21 protein-coding genes and 1 tRNA gene are annotated in these 19287 nt (G+C 45.5%); 14 read left to right on the top strand and 8 right to left on the bottom strand.

Translation table 11 applies throughout. From position 1 onward, the window contains the following. Positions 1–19: 19 nt before the first annotated feature. The 5 genes from JC793_RS16785 (at position 20) to JC793_RS19660 (ending at position 2584) form a co-directional block, all read left to right on the top strand. Positions 20–661, top strand: a complete 642-nt coding sequence (locus JC793_RS16785) for a hypothetical protein (RefSeq protein ID WP_218426752.1) — start codon at positions 20–22, stop codon at positions 659–661. Between the two features lie 108 nt (positions 662–769). Beyond that, the gene (locus JC793_RS16780; RefSeq protein WP_247717271.1) at positions 770–1462 is read left to right on the top strand and encodes a hypothetical protein; all 693 of its coding nucleotides are present in this window, start codon (positions 770–772) and stop codon (positions 1460–1462) included. 294 nt (positions 1463–1756) lie between these two features. Continuing rightward, positions 1757–1879: a hypothetical protein gene (locus tag JC793_RS19785; RefSeq protein ID WP_282102744.1), complete on the top strand. Its 123-nt coding sequence runs from the start codon at positions 1757–1759 to the stop codon at positions 1877–1879. After that, entirely contained in the window at positions 1848–2024 is a 177-nt protein-coding gene (locus JC793_RS19665) for a hypothetical protein (RefSeq protein WP_247717270.1), read from the top strand. The genes JC793_RS19785 and JC793_RS19665 overlap by 32 nt, the downstream gene beginning before the upstream one ends. Positions 2025–2161: 137 nt before the next feature. Next, entirely contained in the window at positions 2162–2584 is a 423-nt protein-coding gene (locus JC793_RS19660; RefSeq protein WP_348772304.1) for a hemagglutinin repeat-containing protein, read from the top strand. Here the strand turns inward: JC793_RS19660 and JC793_RS16770 are convergent. Continuing rightward, entirely contained in the window at positions 2482–2754 is a 273-nt protein-coding gene (locus JC793_RS16770) for a hypothetical protein (RefSeq protein ID WP_218428512.1), read from the bottom strand. The genes JC793_RS19660 and JC793_RS16770 overlap by 103 nt on opposite strands. A 385-nt stretch (positions 2755–3139) precedes the next feature. Between JC793_RS16770 and JC793_RS16765 the strand changes: the two genes are divergently transcribed. Together JC793_RS16765 and JC793_RS16760 are read left to right on the top strand one after the other, a co-directional pair. Beyond that, positions 3140–5155, top strand: coding sequence for an ATP-binding protein (locus tag JC793_RS16765; protein WP_218426750.1), 2016 nt, complete (start codon positions 3140–3142; stop codon positions 5153–5155). A 22-nt stretch (positions 5156–5177) separates the two neighbouring features. Further along, a complete protein-coding gene (locus tag JC793_RS16760; protein ID WP_218426748.1) occupies positions 5178–5609 on the top strand; it encodes a hypothetical protein in 432 nt (143 codons plus the stop codon). An 85-nt stretch (positions 5610–5694) separates the two neighbouring features. Here JC793_RS16760 and JC793_RS16755 read toward each other — a convergent pair whose 3' ends face one another. The 7 genes from JC793_RS16755 to aspA all read right to left on the bottom strand — a co-directional run bounded on the left by JC793_RS16755 (position 5695) and on the right by aspA (position 11529). After that, positions 5695–6036, bottom strand: a complete 342-nt coding sequence (locus JC793_RS16755) for a hypothetical protein (protein ID WP_218426746.1) — start codon at positions 6034–6036, stop codon at positions 5695–5697. 58 nt (positions 6037–6094) lie between these two features. After that, positions 6095–6808, bottom strand: a complete 714-nt coding sequence (locus JC793_RS16750; protein ID WP_218426744.1) for a helix-turn-helix transcriptional regulator — start codon at positions 6806–6808, stop codon at positions 6095–6097. 102 nt (positions 6809–6910) lie between these two features. Continuing rightward, positions 6911–7282: a ubiquinol-cytochrome C chaperone family protein gene (locus JC793_RS16745; RefSeq protein WP_247717269.1), complete on the bottom strand. Its 372-nt coding sequence runs from the start codon at positions 7280–7282 to the stop codon at positions 6911–6913. 392 nt (positions 7283–7674) lie between these two features. Further along, positions 7675–7750, bottom strand: a tRNA-Phe gene (locus tag JC793_RS16740). A 127-nt stretch (positions 7751–7877) separates the two neighbouring features. Beyond that, positions 7878–8450 carry a division control transcriptional repressor DicD gene (dicD, locus tag JC793_RS16735; protein WP_046893099.1) on the bottom strand — a complete coding sequence of 191 codons (573 nt, stop codon included), beginning with the start codon at positions 8448–8450 and terminating at the stop codon, positions 7878–7880. 237 nt (positions 8451–8687) lie between these two features. Then, entirely contained in the window at positions 8688–9989 is a 1302-nt protein-coding gene (locus JC793_RS16730) for an anaerobic C4-dicarboxylate transporter (protein WP_046893098.1), read from the bottom strand. A 115-nt stretch (positions 9990–10104) separates the two neighbouring features. Then, the gene (gene aspA, locus JC793_RS16725; protein WP_004234963.1) at positions 10105–11529 is read right to left on the bottom strand and encodes an aspartate ammonia-lyase; all 1425 of its coding nucleotides are present in this window, start codon (positions 11527–11529) and stop codon (positions 10105–10107) included. A 378-nt stretch (positions 11530–11907) separates the two neighbouring features. On the opposite strand from aspA, the gene JC793_RS16720 reads away from it, so the two are divergent. The 7 genes from JC793_RS16720 (at position 11908) to JC793_RS16690 (ending at position 19156) form a co-directional block, all read left to right on the top strand. After that, positions 11908–12414 carry an FxsA family protein gene (locus tag JC793_RS16720; protein ID WP_046893097.1) on the top strand — a complete coding sequence of 169 codons (507 nt, stop codon included), beginning with the start codon at positions 11908–11910 and terminating at the stop codon, positions 12412–12414. 171 nt (positions 12415–12585) lie between these two features. Then, positions 12586–12879, top strand: coding sequence for a co-chaperone GroES (locus JC793_RS16715; protein WP_004240601.1), 294 nt, complete (start codon positions 12586–12588; stop codon positions 12877–12879). A 64-nt stretch (positions 12880–12943) separates the two neighbouring features. After that, positions 12944–14590, top strand: coding sequence for a chaperonin GroEL (gene groL / locus JC793_RS16710; RefSeq protein ID WP_166708596.1), 1647 nt, complete (start codon positions 12944–12946; stop codon positions 14588–14590). A gap of 165 nt (positions 14591–14755) precedes the next feature. Next, positions 14756–15496 carry a MurR/RpiR family transcriptional regulator gene (locus JC793_RS16705; RefSeq protein WP_046893122.1) on the top strand — a complete coding sequence of 247 codons (741 nt, stop codon included), beginning with the start codon at positions 14756–14758 and terminating at the stop codon, positions 15494–15496. A gap of 274 nt (positions 15497–15770) precedes the next feature. Further along, entirely contained in the window at positions 15771–17327 is a 1557-nt protein-coding gene (locus tag JC793_RS16700) for a PTS transporter subunit EIIC (protein WP_046893095.1), read from the top strand. Between the two features lie 11 nt (positions 17328–17338). After that, positions 17339–18709, top strand: coding sequence for a class-II fumarase/aspartase family protein (locus JC793_RS16695; protein WP_112550297.1), 1371 nt, complete (start codon positions 17339–17341; stop codon positions 18707–18709). A gap of 291 nt (positions 18710–19000) precedes the next feature. Further along, on the top strand, positions 19001–19156 hold the full coding sequence (locus JC793_RS16690; protein ID WP_071243222.1) for a YegP family protein: 156 nt from the start codon (positions 19001–19003) through the stop codon (positions 19154–19156). The last annotated feature ends 131 nt before the right edge of the window (positions 19157–19287 follow it).

The raw sequence follows: 19287 nt of genomic DNA, 5'->3' as shown, positions 1-19287 counted from the left end.
GGAAAATCAGAAACAAGACGTGGCAGACCTGAGCCGCGATACGGACAACGCCCACTCCGCCCTTAATCAGATATTTGATAAAGAGAAAGAGCAGAACCGGGTGAAAGAGCAGCAACTGTTCGGTGAGATAGGTGTTCAGGTGATAGATATTGCCCGGACTGAGGCAAAAATCAAAGCCACAGAAAAAGCGAAGGAAAGCTTTGATATCAGAAAGTATAGTAAGGATGATATCGATAACGCCAGAGCGGCACTGACGGCAGACGGTAAAGAAACGGACGATGAAGCGATCAGTGCACTGTTATTTAACAAAGAGGTTGAGAAAAACTTAGCGGAATCGGGCTTCGGTACCGGCGGCAAGTACACCCGCGCCATGCAGGCAGCCACCGCAGCGGTACAGGGTCTGATGAACGGTGACCTGAATGCGGCACTGGCCAACGGTGCGGCACCGTTTATTGCCAATGAAATCAAAAACCTGATTCCGGGAGAGGGCACAGATTCACAACTGGCCCGGGTAGTGGCGCACGGCATCGCCAACGCAGCACTGGCGCTGGCCAAAGGCGAAAACGCCGCCGCACAGGCTACCGGCGCCATGACCGGTGAAGCTATCGGTATCCTGGCCGAATCTGTCTACAAAAAACAGCCGGGCGAACTGACCGAGTAGGAAAAAGAGAATGTCAGCGCATGGGCCACGCTGGCATCCGGTCTTGCCGGTGGTCTGGTCGGCGGAGATACGCAGGGTGCGGCGAACTCGGCGCAGGCAGGGAAGATTGTGGTTGAGAATAATGCAATGAATCCCCGTGTGATGGCTGCGGCAGAAGCGCGGAAAAAAAACACAATTGAGAATTGGGAAGCAAGTAAAAAAGCGGAAATAGAAAAAGCCTGTAATGGTTCTACTCCGATATCATGCCAAACAATGACAGCAATGGAATTCAGTGTAATTGCCTGGCCTTTATTACCTGAAACGGCGGCAACAACGAGTATTATTGGCGCAACGGCGAATACGGGTATTCAATATGCATTTACACAATCTGTTGATTTAAATGATGTTATATTTGCGTATTGGACTGGTGCATTGACCGGAAACACTGGTTTTTGGGGAACTGTTAGTATCAATGCCTCGATGGGGGCAGGTTCCGCTTATGTTAAAGGGGAAGATCCATTAATGGGGGCTGGGACTGCCGGACTTGGTTCCGGATTAGGATATGGATTCGGTAGTGGTATAAAATATGGTTTAAATAAATGGGGTTACTGGAAATCTAACGGTTTTGATCCTAAATATAACCCCCGGATACAAGGTGGTGCTATTCAGGGGCAATTGGGGTTGTCGAAAGATATGGGATCTGCTCAATTGCCGGGTACTTTTGGAAACGCGGGAGGTGCGGTTGCCACTGAATATTCGAACTCCAAGATACATGATTTGATACAAAAATCAGGAAATAAAGAAAATGAATCAAAAAAATGAAAATATTAAGATGCTCTTTATTTTTGTAGGGGTGTGTTTTTTTTCTATGTTTATAATGACATGTATTATAATTTTATTTATTAATATCACAATTTGGTTTTTTTTAAGAGAGGGAGGAGTGTTCTGTTTTTCAGATTTAGAGAGTGCATTCAGAGTTGCAATAATAACTGCTCCAATTATTGGAGGCGGTACGTGGTATCTTAGTTATAAGAAAAATAAAAGGCGGCTTTAGGGGATCTGTCGGATTAAGGATCTCCGACTATTCTCAATCATGGCACGGTAAGCGGTAATTATGTGCTGCTTAATGCACAGCGTGACCTGAATAATATCGGTGGTACGCTGACTGGTGGCAATTCCCTGACGGTGAATGCAGAGGCTATCCACAGTGAAAGTACGCTGGCGGGGGGATGCGGATAACCGTCACCTCAACCGCATCGCGGGCATTTATGTGCAGGGGGATAACGGTAAGCTGACCCTGAACGCGAAAGATTCGGTCACACCGACGGCAAAGACAGCAAAACCACCATTACCGCCGGGAATGACATCACGCTGGGAACGGTGACCACCACCCGGACTGAAAACGGCGACTAGGGTAACGATAACGACCTGACCGCCACGGCCGGGAAAAATATCACGGTCACCACCACGGATGAAGCCCGTGAGGAAACGCATCTGCGCGAGGAGAAAAAATCCGGCCTGATGAGTTCCGGCGGTATCGGTTTTACCGTCGGTAAACAGGAAATGAAACAGACCACCGACAGCGACAGCCGTTATGGCAAAGGCAGCACGCTGGGCAGCACCGAAGGAAATGTCAGCCTGACCGCCGGGGAGAATCTCTCTGTTCACGGCAGTGATGTGGTGGCGGAAAAAGATATCCGTCTCTCCGGACAATCCGTTGCGGTCACCGCCGCTGAAAACACGCACACCGAGCTGACAAAAACCGAACAGAAGCAGAGCGGATTTACGCTGGCGCTGAGCGGTGCCGCTGTAAGTATCCCGGAAAAAAGTCCCATTCACTTTCAGAGATCTTCATCCATGATCTCTTCCCTTTCTTCAGCACCGGCGGAAATGAATTTTATGAATATAACTACACCCGGACGATTGAGGTCACGCAGGTTGTAACCACAGAGCCGGGTGTTATTCAGTCCGGTGCAGACCTGACGATTATCAGTGACAAGCTGCTGAACAAAGATAGCCGTATCCTGGCGGGCAGACTGCTGACAACCACGATTGGTGATTTGCAGAATATTGCCGGCAAAGAGATACTTACAGACAACATCAGTATTCAACACGCCCGGAAATCACCCGGAATGCCAAAAAGCAAAAACCCGCCTTGTGGGCGGGTTCTTTAGAATAGTGGTGCTCGGACTCGGAATCGAACCAAGGACACGGGGATTTTCAATCCCTTTAAAACTGCTGTGAAAAGCAGCAAGACAAAGTGCCAAAGTGGCTAGTTTTTATCTAAGTCCCTTGCTTCTGGGTCAAAAACGGCCACATGCTAGTATGTTTCTAAACGATTGCCCATGCTTATGTCTGAACTTCTACTGTGATGGTTCTACCAAGATGCTACCTTTTCAATGTATGAAGTGAAGGGTACTTTTTGATCGTAAGAATTATGATAAACTTTCGGGCATTAGAATTGTATGTTCTCTAAACCTTCAAGGACGGACACTACCCATGAGCAAAAGAGAGTTTGTCGGTACAACAAACATTACTCATGCTGGTATCAAGAAGCTTTTTACTCGCTGGAAGGATGAACCTTCGCAGGCGGTTGTCGAACTAGTAGCAAATGGATTCGATGCAGGAGCCAGTAAGGTTGATGTCCAAATCAAACGGAATGACCTTGGAGGGCTGGAATCTGTATCGGTGTTAGATAATGGTTCCGGCATTAATATTGATAAATGTGAAGAACATTTTTCAAGATTTAATGAGTCCCTTAAACAAGGAAATGATGATTTACAAGGTGCTCATGGTAAGGGACGCTTATCTTTTCATTTGTTTAGCCAGGAAGCAATTTGGTTTACCCGTTATCAAGGGCACGACTTTAAGATTACGATAAATAGCGAAAGCCTTCGAGATTTTAAGGTTGTAGAGCTTCTTGAATCAGAACAACATGCATCCTTAAGAAATTTGCAAAATGGAACATGTGTTGTCTTACGGCATTTTACCAAAAATTTGCCTGGTAATGATTCTATCATCAAGAAACTGCAAAATAATTTCGGCTGGCGACTGTCATTAAATAAAAATAGAAAACTTTTTCTAAATGATGTTGAAATCAGTGTTCCGCTGAATGTATCTATTGAAAAAAATATCGAATTTGACAATTTCACCTTTAATGTCTTGTTTATTCGCTGGGTAAGTAAGCCTGGTGTTGAAAAATCATATAATTATCTTGTTAATAATCAAGGTAGAATTGTTTTTCGAGAGTTAAGCAGTTTTAACCATAAGCCAAATTTTTATCTTAGTACCTATACTCGTTCTGATTGGGTGGAGCTTTTTGATATTCATGATTCTAGTTTGAACTTTAGTGACGAGAAAAAAGTCAGTATTAGTTCTGATGAATATAGAAAATTGAAATCAGAAATTCAAAAGATAGGAAAGGAAATTTATGATAATTTCTTAAAAGAGTTTGTGGATGAAAAAATATTTGAGTATGAAGAAAAAGGATATTTTCCATCTTATTCTAATCTTTTAGAAGTGGATGCTCAATGGAGAATGCAGACCATAAAAAACACAATAAGTAGTATTTATTATGCTGATCCATCGATCTTCTCAAATTTAAAATCCAAACAAGCTAAGATTCTTATACATCTTATCGATAAATTAATAGTATCTAATGAAAATAGCGAGCTTTTTGATGTATTAGAAAGCATCCTTGAATTAGATCATAAAAGCCTGTGTGAATTACAATCTCAAATAGAGAAAACATCACTTCAGAATATAGTTTCTACTATTGAAGTTTTGCAGCGTAGAGAGTCTGCTGTTCAGAAATTAAAGGAAGTTATAGTAAGTCATTATGATAAGGTAAGAGAAACACCTGACCTACAACTTGTCATCGAGAATAATACATGGTTATTCGGCAATAAATATACCATGTTAGGTGCTGAGGAAGATGATTTTCAGAGAATAGCCTATAATTTGAGAAATCACGTTAAGGGCATAGATACACTTACATCAGATGATTTTGATCAAAATGATCTTGCTGATGGACTGGATATTGAAGGAGTTCGCAGACAGGTAGATCTCTTTCTTGCAAGACGACGAGTTGAGTTTAATGGCCGTGGTGAAAGCTACTTCCAATGTACGATTATAGAAATAAAAAAACCGAGTGTTTCTTTAAATGAAAAACATCTTAAGCAATTGAAAGATTACGCAAAAATAATCCTTCAGCACCCTGGTTTTTCGATGGAAAATATGGGGTTTGAGTTGATTCTTGTTGGCAGAAAAATATCCAGCTCTGATTTTGAAATTGGTGCTGCGTTAGAAACTGCGGAAGCACGAAATGAACCTGGCTTAGTGTTTGATGTGAAAAATGGCCGTATAAAAGGATATGTTAAAACTTGGGGTACTATATTCTCAGAGTTCGAGTTGTCTAATAATTATTTGCTTAATAAACTAAAGCTTAGAAGAGAGTATTTAGATGGTTTTGATGCTGAGGAGCTAATAAAAGATCTGCATGAACCGACTGAATAATTTTAATTGGTGATGTAATTAAATGAAAATTAAAGACAGTGATTACTACAGCATTAAAAAAGAGATAAGATTTTACGCCAGAGATATGAATCAATGGTGGAAGAATCTACAGAAAGACTCTGTGGCAGAATGGTTATTGCTTACAACTATTGGTTGCTGGGGGATACCTAACCACTTATTCCAAATATTGGCATTCATTCTTACAATGTTATTTTTTACTGGTAAGCTCAAAGTTCTTCAGCGAAAGTATTCATTTGTTAAGTCAGAGAGGATGATTTTAGGAAAGATCATGAATGATAATATTCCTGAAAAAGAAAGAGAGATGCTTATTTATCGGTTAGGTAAAATAAAGAAGTTCAGGCGTAACAGAAATATCATTTTCATTCTCAAAAGGAATTGGCGTTTTATCTTTGGATATACTTTCTTGATGGTTTCTTTTGTCTATAATTTATAAGTAGATATGATAATAGAAATTTTAGATTGCAAAATAGACCAGTCAAATAGATTACATTGACTGGTCGATCTTATAATGTCATATTTTAAAACGGGTCGTTTTCTGTGTCGGTTACATTATTTATGCATCTGAAAAGCTGACGACTAGGCTTGTGTTTTTCATTCGAGTAGAATCGCATCGCAGATGCACAAAGAGATGAAACCTGTCTTGCTATGTTTTTCCCGAAGTTAACAAGAAGACCGTGTTTTATCTTCTCACCATCTGTTCTGACTTTAATGATAAAACTGAACTGATAAATGCTTATATCAGTCAGATCATTGCCAAAAGTTACGCTGGCGGCTCTGTTTATTTCTCTTTCAAAGTCACGCAGGTCAGTGTTAAGTCTTGCTGTTTTATCTACAAGTGCGTATTCCCTATCGATAATCATAATTTTCTCACTTATCATGTGAATGTGATTTAATCATCACTAATAATATGTTGTGATTTTAATTGCGATTATTCGGTTGTTTTGTCCCGTAATCCATTATCTGATGAATAATGTTCATGTGGGGTAACGCTTCCATAAAGTCAGATTGTTCAATCAGCGAAATAAGCGCACTGTCGATCTCAAACGTCGTATCCGGTAATACTTCAACCAGCCTGATTTGGGACAGGGAGATAACGAACACACCCGATAGAGCACATCCGGCAAGAAACCACTCCGCATGGCTGCAAAGCAGACGATAGGGATGAACGGTATGGCTGACGTTTTCGTCGGTTCTGATACGCACCTTGGTCTGGTTAAGTATAGCGAGCGTTAGTCTGCTGAAATCACCGAACAGCGTGGGTTTCTGGCGCGGTTCCGGAAGCATAATCCTGTAGGGCGAGGGGCGTTCCCCGTCAAGCATCAGGCTCAGCAGTTTGGCATCCATCGCGGGTAACAGACGGTTGAGATGCAGTAGTCTCGCCAGTATTTTCATATCCCGTTCTGTACGGCGACGAAAGTAATGTGAGGCAAGCTGATATACGCCGTTGCTCTGTTCAATATCAAGATACGTGAGGCGGACATTGAAATCCCTCCGCAGCGTTCGCGTTGTCACTCCGAATTCTTCTGCCAGCGTCCCGATATGCAACTTTTCACCCTGAAACAAACGGCTCAGGATGATGGAAAGGCGGGTTGCCAGTCTGTCATGTTCGTTTTCTTGTGTTATCAGCGTCATACATCGTTCCCGAATTTTGCCGGGAAATGATGCCAGCAGTAGCGGACAGGGTTTGTCCGCCCTCTGAAGTTTTTTAAAGCCTGAAAACCTTAAATGTAAGTGTTAAACGTCAGTACTCTCAGGTGAATACAGATGCTTCTGGCGCATGTAGGCAATAAAAATACAGGATGGTAACGTTACCCGGTATGCCGGACCGGCTAAATCTATCAGCAGCCAGAGAGAACTGAGCACCCAGCCCACGGAACCTGCAAAAGCGCCCATGGTACGTGTCAGCATGGCATTTCCTGCAACGGTCAGCCCTCTGCCTAACAGGGCTTTTGCCACGCCATTCGTGACAACAAGCGCTATCTGATAGGCTGCAAAATCGGATGTTTTTATCCCCGCCTGGATTGCCATGGTCAGCAGCTCCGGCGTGGGATTGCTGTAGCCTGTCTGCAATTCTTCCGCCACGGTCTTTAACTGGTCGGGCGTCATCTTCTCAAGGCTTTTCTCCAGGATACTTACAGGAGGCTTATGTTGTAAGATTTTCCCCGGTTGAAGAAGTGGGATTACCCAACATATTCCCCGCGGCACAATCTCTATTAGAGACCAGAAGATTAAGTCTAAATGCCAATTCCCACGCTTTCCCCGTATTTTCTACTCCATTATGGATAATCTGAGAGAAGGGAATCGTAGGGGACCGTAGAAAGACCGTAGCAGTGGGGTAAGGAAGAGGCACATCAGAGGGTGTTGAGGTGTTTAAAAGTAACGAACATCTACAAAGATGGCGAGAAATCCAGCAAACAAATAACGTAATGCAACGACCAGAAATCTACCGTAGCCAGAAAAGGAAAAAGCCCCGCTTTTCAGCGAGGCCTTATGAATAGTGGTGCCCGGACTCGGAATCGAACCAAGGACACGGGGATTTTCAATCCCCTGCTCTACCGACTGAGCTATCCGGGCAACGGGGCGCATTAAACCGTATTCCGTGGTTTGCGTCAATGCCTTTCTGTCAAAAAACCATAAAAAAAGTGTGAGTGTGCTCTTTTTATGCAGAATACGGGTGCAATTTATGCAAATGGTGAATAAATCAGCTGAGTGCGCCGTTTTTGCGGCAGCGGGCGATAGTCAGCACGTCTTCTGCCAGCCGGCGGGCAGTATCAATATCACTGCTGCTGCGGGAAATCAGCAGCTTGCTCAGACATCCTTCCAGAATCAGCTCCAGCTGACGGGCCACCATATCACAATCATCAATATCCAGCTCTCTGAGCAGCTCTGTGGTGAATGCAAAGGCACTTTGTTTCTGCTGGCGGGATAACTGATGGATCGGGTGATCCGTATCAGGAAATGCGCTGCTGGCAGAAATAAACAGGCATCCCGGAAAACGGTTTTCCCGGACGCGTTCCGCGAGTGCGCTGTAACGGGCAAGCAGTTTGTCTTCGCAGGACAGAGATTCATCCAGCAGAACACGTCGCTGCCAGATATCAATCTGATTGCCGTGGTGGCGCAGGCAGTCGTAAAGCAGGTCGTTACGGGTTGGCCAGAAAATCCGCAGACGTTCGGGATCAATATCCAGGTTATCGTTGAGGGTGGCTTCAGACATCAGAAGGCCGTGGTTTTCCAGCAGACTCAGTGCCTGATTGAGGACATCTTCACGTTGCACAGCAGGTTCTCCCTGATTGAGGCAATAGCGTTCAGAATAACGTGAGTGCGGATGAAAGGCGAGAGACGCAGGAAAATAAAATCCGCCCTGGAGGGCGGATTCAGGCCGTTGACAAACCCGCAGGGGTTGGCGACGACTGCCAGAGGTTGTAAAAATAAACCAGGAAAAACCACGTTTTATCCTGCTTTGTCTGCAATCTCAATCCGCCCCGCAGGGCGGATTGAGCAGAGCAGGAAATTACAGAACGATACTGCCGATCAGGAAGCCGAAGCAGACTGACAGCGCAACACCAATGGTACCCGGTATAAAGAACGGGTGGTTAAAGACCAGTTTACCGATACGGGTGGTACCGGTGTCATCCATCTGAACTGCCGCGACCAGCGTCGGATAGGTCGGCAGGATAAACAGACCGGAAACCGCAGAGAAAGAGGCAATGGCGGTCAGTGGTGTGACACCCAGCGCCAGTGCCATCGGCATCAGCGCTTTGGCAGTGGCGGCCTGTGAATAGAGCAGGGCAGAACAGAAGAAGAAAATAACCGCCAGCAGCCACGGATGCTGCGTGATTAAATCACCGGCCGTCAGTTTGATCCAGTCCAGGTTCGCCTGAACAAAGGTATCGCCCAGCCACGCCACACCCAGGATACAGATACAGGCGCTCATCCCGGCTTTGAAGGTACTGGAGTTCAGGATGATATCTGTCTCTACCTTACAAATCAGGGTGATAAGTGTCGCAACACTCAGCATAATAATCAGGATAGCGTTAGTGGTTGTCATAATCGGTTCGGACAGCAGCCCGACACTCTTACTGTTCACAACCGCAAAGACCACAACTGACAGGACGCCGAGCAGGAACAGAAGCACTGACAGTTTGGCAGCCGGTTTGATAGCGGCTTTTTCACTGCGGTTCAGTTCAACCACACCTTCGGCAAGGCGTTTTTTAAAGACCGGGTCATTGGCGAGCTTGTCATCAAACAGCCAGGAGACAATAAAGGACATCAGGATAATGGCGACAAAGGTGGATGGCAGGAGGATCATCAGCAGATGCAGATAGCTGACCCCCATCGGTTCCATCACCGAGGACATATATACGACCGCAGCTGAAATCGGTGACGCGGTGATCCCTATCTGCGCGGCCACAACCGCTGTGGAAAGCGGACGTGAAGGTTTAATGCCCTGTTCTTTGGCAACTTCGGTGATCACCGGCAGGGTTGCCAGTGAAATATTACCGGTACCGGCAAACAGTGTCAGAAAATAGGTAACGATCGGGGCGAGGATGGTGATATAGCGCGGATTACGGCGCAGCAGTTTTTCAGTCTGCTGAACCAGATAATCCAGCCCGCCCGCAACCTGCATGGCAGAGATTGCAGCGATAACAGCCATAATAATGGAGATCACGTCGAACGGGATGCTGCCCGGTTTCACGCCGATGGCTGCCAGGGCAAGAACCCCCAGTCCGCCGGCAAAACCGATGCCTATCCCCCCGAGGCGCGCCCCAAGATAAATGGCCAGCAGTACGATAATAAACTCGATGGCTAGCATAAGTGCTCCTGTAAAATCCCATAGAAAAATGTTAAATTTTTGTAGTAAGGTAATAAAAAAGCACGTTACCTTGCGATGACGTGCTTTTATGTTCTATGTATTTATTATTGTTATATTAATCATCAAAACGTTTTGCTTTATAGGCCGGATTTTTTAAGTTTTCAATCGAGAAAATGTCATCCAGCTCAGCTTCAGTCAGCAGACCGCGCTCCAGAACCACTTCGCGTACACTCTTGCCGGTTTCCGCACAGATCTTACCGACGATATCCCCGTTATGGTGGCCGATGAACGGGTTCAGATACGTTACGATACCGATAGAGTTGAACACATACGCTTCACAGATTTCTTTGTTGGCAGTAATGCCGGAAACGCATTTTTCACCCAGGTTACGGCAGGCGTTGCTCAGCAGGGAGATAGACTCAAACATAGCCTGGCCGATGGCCGGTTCCATGACGTTCAGCTGTAACTGACCCGCTTCAGCCGCCATGGTAACACATACATCGTTACCGATAACTTTGAAACAGGCCTGGTTAACCACTTCAGGAATTACCGGGTTCACTTTCGCCGGCATAATAGAAGAACCCGCCTGCATTTCCGGCAGATTGATCTCTTTCAGACCCGCACGCGGACCGGAAGAGAGCAGACGCAGGTCATTACAGATTTTGGAGAGTTTCATCGCCAGACGTTTCAGCGCACTGTGCAGCATCACGTAAGCGCCGCAGTCAGAGGTCGCTTCGATCAGATCTTCTGCCGGGACACATGGCAGACCGGTGACTTCCGCCAGTTTTTCCACTGCCAGCTTCTGGTAACCCGGTGCGGTGTTCAGCCCGGTACCAATCGCGGTGGCACCCAGGTTCACTTCCAGCACCAGTTGTGCAGAGTGGTGCAGGTTTTTAACCTCTTCTTTCATCAGGATGGCAAAGGCGTGGAATTCCTGGCCTAATGTCATCGGAACGGCATCCTGTAACTGGGTACGGCCCATTTTCAGGATGTCTTTGAATTCATTTGCTTTGGTATCAAATACGCCTTTCAGATACTCAACTGATTTAATCAGCTGGGTAATTGAATTATAAACGGCGATACGGAAGCCGGTCGGATAGGCATCGTTGGTGGACTGGGCTTTGTTCAGGTGATCATTCGGGTTGAGGAATTCATACTCCCCTTTTTTGTGGCCCATCAGTTCCAGGCCGATATTTGCCAGTACTTCGTTTGTATTCATGTTCAGTGACGTACCGGCACCGCCCTGGAAAACATCCACAGGGAACTGATCCATACATTTACCGTGGATCAGGACTTCATCGCAGGCTTTGATAATGGTATCCGCAATCGCACGCGGAATAGTATGCAGTTCTTTATTCGCCATGGCAGCGGCTTTTTTCACCATCACCATGCCACGGATAAATTCCGGGACATCATTGATCGTACGGTCGCTGATATAGAAATTTTCGATAGCCCGCAGTGTATGGACACCATAGTACACGTCGTCCGGTACTTCACGTTTACCCAGCAGGTCTTCTTCGATACGAAAATTATTTGACATGAGAACCTTCTTTGATTGAATGGTTGTCTTACTTAATAGTAAAGACAGCAATTATATTATTTTGTCCGATATTAATAGTGAGTATCACTTGGTTTATTGCATTCTTAGTGATGATATTCTGAATTTGCGTTGAATCCTTTTAGCCAGATCACTTATTAACTGAAATGTTTGCACTATTATCACTCTTATGTGCGATAAATCACAAATATCCTGTGCGATTCCGTTACGTGCCGCGCTTGAAAACGTCTGAAATGGCCCCATCATTATGTACATCTATGACTAAAAATCGAATTTACAGCGCGTCTCTTAGAAGTAGTTCACAAAGGCTGACAAAGGGGCGGTTTTTTACATCACAGTGCACCACATAAGGAAGACGTTATGCGTTGGTTACCCCTTATCCTCATTTGTCTGCTGATCTATATTGAGGCGGTCATTTTTGTTCACGTGGCATCTGCTATCGGTGTGTTTATGACACTGGTGCTGGTGGTGCTGACATCCTGTCTCGGCGTGTCTCTGGTGCGTAATCAGGGAATGCGTAATCTGAGTCTGATTCAGCAGAAAATTCAGGCAGGTGAAAGTCCTGCGGCAGAGATGATCAAAAGCGTTTCTCTGGTGCTGGCCGGGATCCTGCTGGTACTGCCGGGCTTTTTCACCGATTTCTTAGGGCTGCTGTTGCTGCTGCCGCCGGTACAGAAACTGCTGGTGTCCCGCGTACTGCCGTTTATCCGTGTGTATCAGCCGCGGACAAACCCGTTCGCCGGTACTTCTGCAAATCAGGGAAATGTTTACGAAGGGGAATTTGAGCGCCGCGGAGAGACTCCGTCACAGCGGCTTAATCAGTCACCTGTATCGCGCAATGATGATAATCCGCAGGATAAACCCTGATATCTGAACAGTTTGGACAGAGACCGTGAAATTTCGTATTTTTTTCATCTCTGCCCCCTTGAACTTGTCCGGAACTGACCCCATCTGCTCAAACATGGCAATGGTATTAGTATCCGGCCTGAACCTTTAATCCACGTTATTTGATACGGATTTTTTACAGGAGATCTATCAATGAAAATTCGTCCTTTGCACGACCGTGTTATTGTTAAGCGTAAAGAAGTTGAAGCGAAATCAGCGGGCGGGATCGTCCTGACCGGTACAGCGGCAGGTAAATCGACCCGTGGTGAAGTGCTGGCAGTAGGCAACGGTCGCATCCTGGAAAACGGCGAAATGAAACCACTCGACGTCAAAGTCGGTGATATCGTGATTTTCAATGATGGTTACGGCGTAAAAGCTGAAAAAATTGATAATGAAGAAGTGCTGATTATGTCTGAAAGCGACATCCTGGCGATTGTCGAAGCATAATTACACCGTACTGGTTGTACTCAGATCTTCTTAAACCATAAAAGCATTCGAAGGAATAGAAATAATGGCAGCTAAAGACGTAAAATTCGGTAACGACGCCCGTGTTAAAATGCTCCGTGGTGTCAATGTTCTGGCAGACGCAGTAAAAGTTACTTTAGGTCCGAAAGGCCGTAACGTTGTGTTAGACAAATCATTCGGCGCACCGGTTATCACTAAAGATGGTGTGTCTGTTGCACGTGAAATCGAGCTGGACGACAAGTTCGAGAACATGGGTGCGCAGATGGTGAAAGAAGTTGCCTCTAAAGCGAACGACGCTGCGGGTGACGGTACCACCACTGCAACCGTACTGGCACAGTCTATCATCACTGAAGGCCTGAAAGCCGTTGCAGCAGGTATGAACCCGATGGATCTGAAACGCGGTATCGATAAAGCCGTTGTTGCAGCCGTTGAAGAACTGAAAAAACTGTCTGCTCCGTGCTCTGATACCACTGCTATCGCGCAGGTAGGTACTATCTCTGCAAACTCCGATGAAACCGTCGGTAAACTGATTGCGGAAGCGATGGATAAAGTCGGCAAAGAAGGCGTTATCACTGTTGAAGAAGGTACCGGCCTGGAAGACGAACTGGATGTTGTTGAAGGTATGCAGTTCGACCGCGGTTACCTCTCCCCGTATTTCATCAACAAACCGGAAACCGGTTCTGTTGAATTAGAAAACCCGTACATCCTGCTGGTCGACAAAAAAATCTCCAACATCCGTGAACTGCTGCCGGTTCTGGAAGGCGTTGCAAAAGCAAGCAAACCTCTGATGATCATCGCAGAAGATGTTGAAGGTGAAGCGCTGGCAACACTGGTGGTTAACACCATGCGCGGTATCGTGAAAGTGGCTGCGGTGAAAGCACCGGGCTTCGGCGACCGTCGTAAAGCCATGCTGCAGGATATCGCTACCCTGACCAACGGTACTGTTATCTCTGAAGAGATCGGTATGGAGCTGGAAAAAGCGACTCTGGAAGACCTGGGTCAGGCAAAACGTATCGTTATCAACAAAGATACCACCACTATCATTGATGGTGTGGGTGACGAAGAGGCTATCGCAGCACGCGTTGGTCAGATCCGTCAGCAGATCGAAGATTCAACCTCAGATTACGACCGTGAAAAACTGCAGGAGCGCGTAGCGAAACTGGCAGGCGGTGTTGCTGTCATTAAAGTCGGTGCGGCAACTGAAGTTGAAATGAAAGAAAAACGTGCCCGTGTTGACGATGCTCTGCACGCAACCCGCGCAGCGGTTGAAGAAGGTGTTGTTGCCGGTGGCGGTACTGCATTAGTCCGCGTTGCGGCTGCTCTGACTGCCCTGACCGGCGATAACGAAGATCAGAACGTGGGTATCCGTGTAGCGCTGCGCGCAATGGAAGCACCTATGCGTCAGATCGTTGAAAACGCCGGTGAAGAGCCATCTGTTGTTGTTAACACCGTGAAAGGCGGTAAAGGCAACTACGGTTACAACGCAGCAACTGAAGAATACGGCGATATGATCGCAATGGGTATCCTGGATCCGACTAAAGTCACCCGTTCTGCTCTGCAGTTCGCCGGTTCTATCGCGGGTCTGATGATCACCACTGAAGCGATGATCACCGATCTGCCTAAAGACGACAAAATGGATTTAGGTGCAGCCGGTGGTATGGGCGGCATGGGCGGTATGGGCGGCATGATGTAATCATGTAGTCTGACTGCACTTGTTTGCTGAAAAAGCCTGTAACCTTAATTGGTTACAGGCTTTTTTTGTATGTTAATGACGGATGTGATTTATAATATCCACTGTTTATCATTATTATGAGGTATTATCGGAAGATATTGCCGCTGAAACGGGGGAGTGCCGGATATGCTGGATTTTCTGAAGAATTACGATAACTTAACCGTCAGTGAGAAGAAGGTATTAAAATATCTTACCGAAAATATTGCTGATATCCCCTGGCTGAATATTAATGAATTAGTCGCCAAAACGTTTGTTTCTAAAACGGTGATTATCAATTTATCTCAGAAGTTAGGTTTCAGCGGGTTTAAAGAACTTAAATTTCAGATTAACAATCATATCCTCTCACAAAATAAAGCAGAGAAAAAAGCACCTGCGTCTTATAAAAAACAGCTCGAAAATAATATTCATAAGACTTTTACGCTGATTAATGAAGATCAGATCCGGGATTGTGCAAAAACATTACACGGTTCGCGGAATATTTTCCTGGTAGCCCGGGGAACCAGCAAGGCGGTCGGCTATTATCTGGAGCATTTGTTATTCTCGCTCGGGCTGCACTGCTTTTTTATTAATGATTATAACCTTTCTGACTCCTTTACCCGCCTTGTCAGCAAAGACGATACGGTAATTTTTATTTCACTCTCCGGCGGAACCAAAAAGATTATCGAAACCGCTAAAATCGTCCAGCTGAAAGATGCCCACATCATCAGTATGACCGCCTTCCATACCAATGAACTGACCTCATACGCGAATAATACGCTGTTTTGTTTCTCTGACAGTTATGACACCAAACGGGATGACTCAAAGTCCAGAACGGGATTTTTTATTCTGGTGGACCTATTAATTAATGAACTGGAAAGTTTGTTATAAATAAATGAACTCATTATTTAGCTTAAGTTGAACTGAATGCTTTTTGTTCAATAATTCCTGCTGTTTTTAAAATAATTATCTGTCTGAATAATCACACCCGTATTTACATAAAAATTACTATTACTATGATTTTTAAATGATTATCGCCTTAAAATGACCCGGGTCATAATTTAAGACCTGAGATAATATTTAAAACCGTACCATCATTCCATTTAAAAAACGCAATGCTAGTATTCCGGATAATGTCAATATTCTTGGTTGCAGGGAAAAAAATATGGCTAAAAGAAAATTCGGAGAGTCAATCCAGCGCTTTGGCCGGACACTGCTCCTGCCCATCGGGGTTCTGGCTCCGATAGGTATGATTCTGGGGATCAGCGGGGCGTTGGTTCAGACCTACATGATTGCCCGCTTCCCTTTCCTCGGAAATGAAACGGTTAACGCACTGCTTGTCAGTATCCGTTCTATTGCCGGTGTTATTTTTGACAACATCCCGCTGCTTTTTGCCATGGGGGTTGCCTACGGGATGAGCCAGCGTGATAAAGGGATCGCTGTCTTCGCTTCCGTGGTGGGTTACCTGTCACTGATTATCACCATGAATATCTGGCTGGTGCTGACAGGCAAACTGGCGGATGCAGCAGTGATGGGACAGGCGGGACAAATTAAGGTGTTGGGTATCCAAACCTTAAATATCAGCGCAGCAGGGGGGATCATCACTGGTTTAATTGCCGCATGGGCAACGGATAAGTTCTATAACCTTGAGTTGCCGACAGCTTTTGCATTTTTCTCCGGTAAAAAATCCGTTTCTATCATCATGGTTGGTCTGATGATCGCTGTGGGTGCGACACTGCCGTTTATCTGGGAAGTACTGGTTCAGGGGCTGATGAAGCTTTCTTCTGTTTTCCTGAGCCCGGTCGGCCCGTTCTTTACGGCGGGTGGTGAGCGTCTGTTTATTCCGTTCGGCCTGCACCATGTCTGGAACGTACTGTTCAGATTTACCGAAGCCGGTGGTACGTATGTAATTGACGGACAAACCTTTGTCGGTGTCGTTCCTGCCTTAACAGAAGTGTTGTTCAAACAGGGACCGGGCACAGAATACTGGGCGATGATGCCGAGCCTGACGCGCTTTATGGCGCAGCAGCAAATGCTGGTGACGTTGTTCCTGTTCCCGGCCATCGCGTTAGCTATCTATAAAACATCGAAGGCAGAGAACCGTGCGGAAGTGAAGTCGATGCTGGTGACAATGGTACTGACCGCCATGCTCGGTAACGTCACGGAACCGCTCGAATTTACCTTCGTGTTTATCGCACCGCTGCTGTATTTAATTTATGCGATTATCGTCGGTATCGGCGCAGTATTACTGTCATTTGCCGGTGTGGCCATCGGTTATATCCGCGGAACAATATTCGATTTTACTATCTTTGGTTTGCTGTATGAGCGTACTAACTGGATATTCCTGGTGCTTATCGGTGCCGGTCTGGCTGTGGTGACGTTCTTTATCTTCCGCTGGGCAATTCTGCGGTTTGATATTAAAACCCCGGGCCGTGAAGAATCCAGCAACCTGAAAAACACGTTAATTAAAGAAAAACGTTATGGTGAAATCGCGGAGATCCTTATCGAAGCCCTGGGCGGAAAACAAAATATCCGTAACGTCGATAACTGTATTACCCGTATGCGTATTGATATCGAAGAAGTGAATAAGATTGATAAAGAATTAATGTCGGAATCAGGATGTACTGCATTCTTCTTTCCATCGGCAAACCACGTCCACGTTGTTTACGGACCGAAGGTTGAATTTGTCCGCAATGCTGTTGATGAAGCAATGAAGAAATAAAAGGATATATGATGAGAGCTTTATATGATTCTAAAAGTAAAACCATCGATGATCGCGGCATAAAAGCGCTGCTGTCAGATGAGGCCAAATACACTACCTGGCTGATGTTTGAATCAGTGTTAGCTCAGGCACAGGCAGAACTGGGGTTTATCCCCCGGTCTGCTGCCGATGAAATTAAAGAAAAGGCGGTTATTGAGAATATCGATTTCGAAGAGATGAGCCGTATTTATCAGAAAATCGGTCATGGCTTTGTACCGTTCTTAAAAGTATTAGTGAACGCCTGTTCTGAAGAGAGTGGTAAATATATCCATTACGGTATTACCACCCAGAATATTCAGCAGAGTTCGCAGCTGTATATGATGAAGACAGTGCATAATAAATTTATGCTGCTGTTAAGTGAGATCCTCGGAAATTTATCGGCGCTTGCAGAAAAAACCAAACACATGGTGATGCCGGGCAGGACACATGGCCGCCACGCAATTCCTATCACTTACGGCTACAAAGTGGCAGTGTGGATCAGCGATTTTATCGATTGCAGCCAGCGCATGCGGGAGTGTGAAAAGCGTGTATTCACTATCATGATGGGCGGTGCTGTCGGGGCATTTAACACCATGCCGGGTATAGGTCTGGAAGTCCAGAAGCGGGTTGCTGAACTGACCGGCATGCATGCGATGGAAGTGCCGTCCCGCAACCTGAGCACACATAAACTGGAGTACATGGCGAACCTGGCGCTGATGGCGAATATCTGCCATAAAATTGGTGAGGAAGTTTACAGCACCACGCTGGAAGAAATCGCAGAAGTCTCAGAAGGTTTTACCAAAGGTACGGTGGGCAGCAGCACGATGCCGCACAAAATTAACCCGAAACTGGCCAAAGGGATTATCGCGAACTCGCAGAAACTGTATTCACTGCCGGGTGTCGGTATGTACTCCGCCGTCAGGCCGTATGAGGGCGACAGCAGCTCTTATATGTTATTCGACGGACTGATCGAAGAAGCACTGGAACTGACCACCGAAGTGCTGCTGAGAACAGAAGAGCTCACCAGAACGATTGTGCCTCATGAAGAGAGAATGCTGCATAATGTCATGAGAAACAAAGGGCTGGATAACACCGAATACGTGATGATGAAAATGGCGGAAAAGCTGGGTAAAGATAAGGCGCATTCATTACTGTATGAGGAAGCGATCAAAACCGCCGCGGATGGTGAGGATTTCTACACAAATCTGACGAAAAACGACACCATTACCGCCGCCTTCAGCAATGAAGAGATCAAAGCGATGTTAGATCCGCGTGCGTATATTGGTTTGTCCGTTGAAATCGCCGAAAAAGAAGCGAAACGGGGCTCAGACGCCGCTCAGGAAATCAAAAAAGATTATCAGTAAATTACCGGGCTGACACAGGAAAAAATAAACCGGCACTCTGAGGAAACTCAGGTGCCGGTTTTTTTATTATTAAAATAATAAGATATATTTAATTAAAATTGGTTTATTAGGTATTGAATTTGAATTAATAATGGTATTTGATAAAAATATTTTATGTGTTTGGTTGAAAATTGAATATATAACCATAATATGATAGTCATCCCATAACAACAGGGATTCATGGTTGGAAATCTTATGAGATTAATTTCAAAGAATCCGACTTTTATCAGGAAATGATCAGGAGAAATGGGTATGAATGATAAATGGGAGTTTTACAAGGATGAAGCCGGCAAGTGGCGTTGGAGAAGAACTGCACCTAATGGCAACATCACAGGTGCATCGACACAAGGTTATGTAAATAAATCTGATTGTATTGAGAATGCTCGCAGGAATGGATTCAACGGTTAATTGAATCGGATAAACCGGTGCACTGGGGAAACTCAGGCACCGGTTTTTTTATGCATTATTTGCGGCTGATTGCGATCAGCAGGTGGTTTTCAGCGATTAGTTTTTGAAGTCGCTGCCACAAAGTGGTTAAA

Source organism: Morganella morganii, from assembly GCF_019242955.1.
Taxonomy (GTDB): domain Bacteria; phylum Pseudomonadota; class Gammaproteobacteria; order Enterobacterales; family Enterobacteriaceae; genus Morganella; species Morganella sibonii.
This window is presented reverse-complemented; position numbering and strand designations above follow the sequence as displayed.

Excerpts from the sequence above, each read along its gene's own strand:
- JC793_RS19660 (WP_348772304.1), top strand. The coding sequence starts at position 2,162 with ATGAGTTCCGGCGGTATCGGTTTTACCGTCGGTAAACAGGAAATGAAA.
- JC793_RS16765 (WP_218426750.1), top strand. The coding sequence starts at position 3,140 with ATGAGCAAAAGAGAGTTTGTCGGTACAACAAACATTACTCATGCTGGT.
- JC793_RS16760 (WP_218426748.1), top strand. The coding sequence starts at position 5,178 with ATGAAAATTAAAGACAGTGATTACTACAGCATTAAAAAAGAGATAAGA.
- JC793_RS16755 (WP_218426746.1), bottom strand. The coding sequence starts at position 6,036 with ATGATTATCGATAGGGAATACGCACTTGTAGATAAAACAGCAAGACTT.
- JC793_RS16750 (WP_218426744.1), bottom strand. The coding sequence starts at position 6,808 with ATGACGCTGATAACACAAGAAAACGAACATGACAGACTGGCAACCCGC.
- JC793_RS16745 (WP_247717269.1), bottom strand. The coding sequence starts at position 7,282 with ATGACGCCCGACCAGTTAAAGACCGTGGCGGAAGAATTGCAGACAGGC.
- JC793_RS16730 (WP_046893098.1), bottom strand. The coding sequence starts at position 9,989 with ATGCTAGCCATCGAGTTTATTATCGTACTGCTGGCCATTTATCTTGGG.
- aspA (WP_004234963.1), bottom strand. The coding sequence starts at position 11,529 with ATGTCAAATAATTTTCGTATCGAAGAAGACCTGCTGGGTAAACGTGAA.
- JC793_RS16720 (WP_046893097.1), top strand. The coding sequence starts at position 11,908 with ATGCGTTGGTTACCCCTTATCCTCATTTGTCTGCTGATCTATATTGAG.
- JC793_RS16715 (WP_004240601.1), top strand. The coding sequence starts at position 12,586 with ATGAAAATTCGTCCTTTGCACGACCGTGTTATTGTTAAGCGTAAAGAA.
- groL (WP_166708596.1), top strand. The coding sequence starts at position 12,944 with ATGGCAGCTAAAGACGTAAAATTCGGTAACGACGCCCGTGTTAAAATG.
- JC793_RS16705 (WP_046893122.1), top strand. The coding sequence starts at position 14,756 with ATGCTGGATTTTCTGAAGAATTACGATAACTTAACCGTCAGTGAGAAG.
- JC793_RS16700 (WP_046893095.1), top strand. The coding sequence starts at position 15,771 with ATGGCTAAAAGAAAATTCGGAGAGTCAATCCAGCGCTTTGGCCGGACA.
- JC793_RS16695 (WP_112550297.1), top strand. The coding sequence starts at position 17,339 with ATGAGAGCTTTATATGATTCTAAAAGTAAAACCATCGATGATCGCGGC.
- JC793_RS16690 (WP_071243222.1), top strand. The coding sequence starts at position 19,001 with ATGAATGATAAATGGGAGTTTTACAAGGATGAAGCCGGCAAGTGGCGT.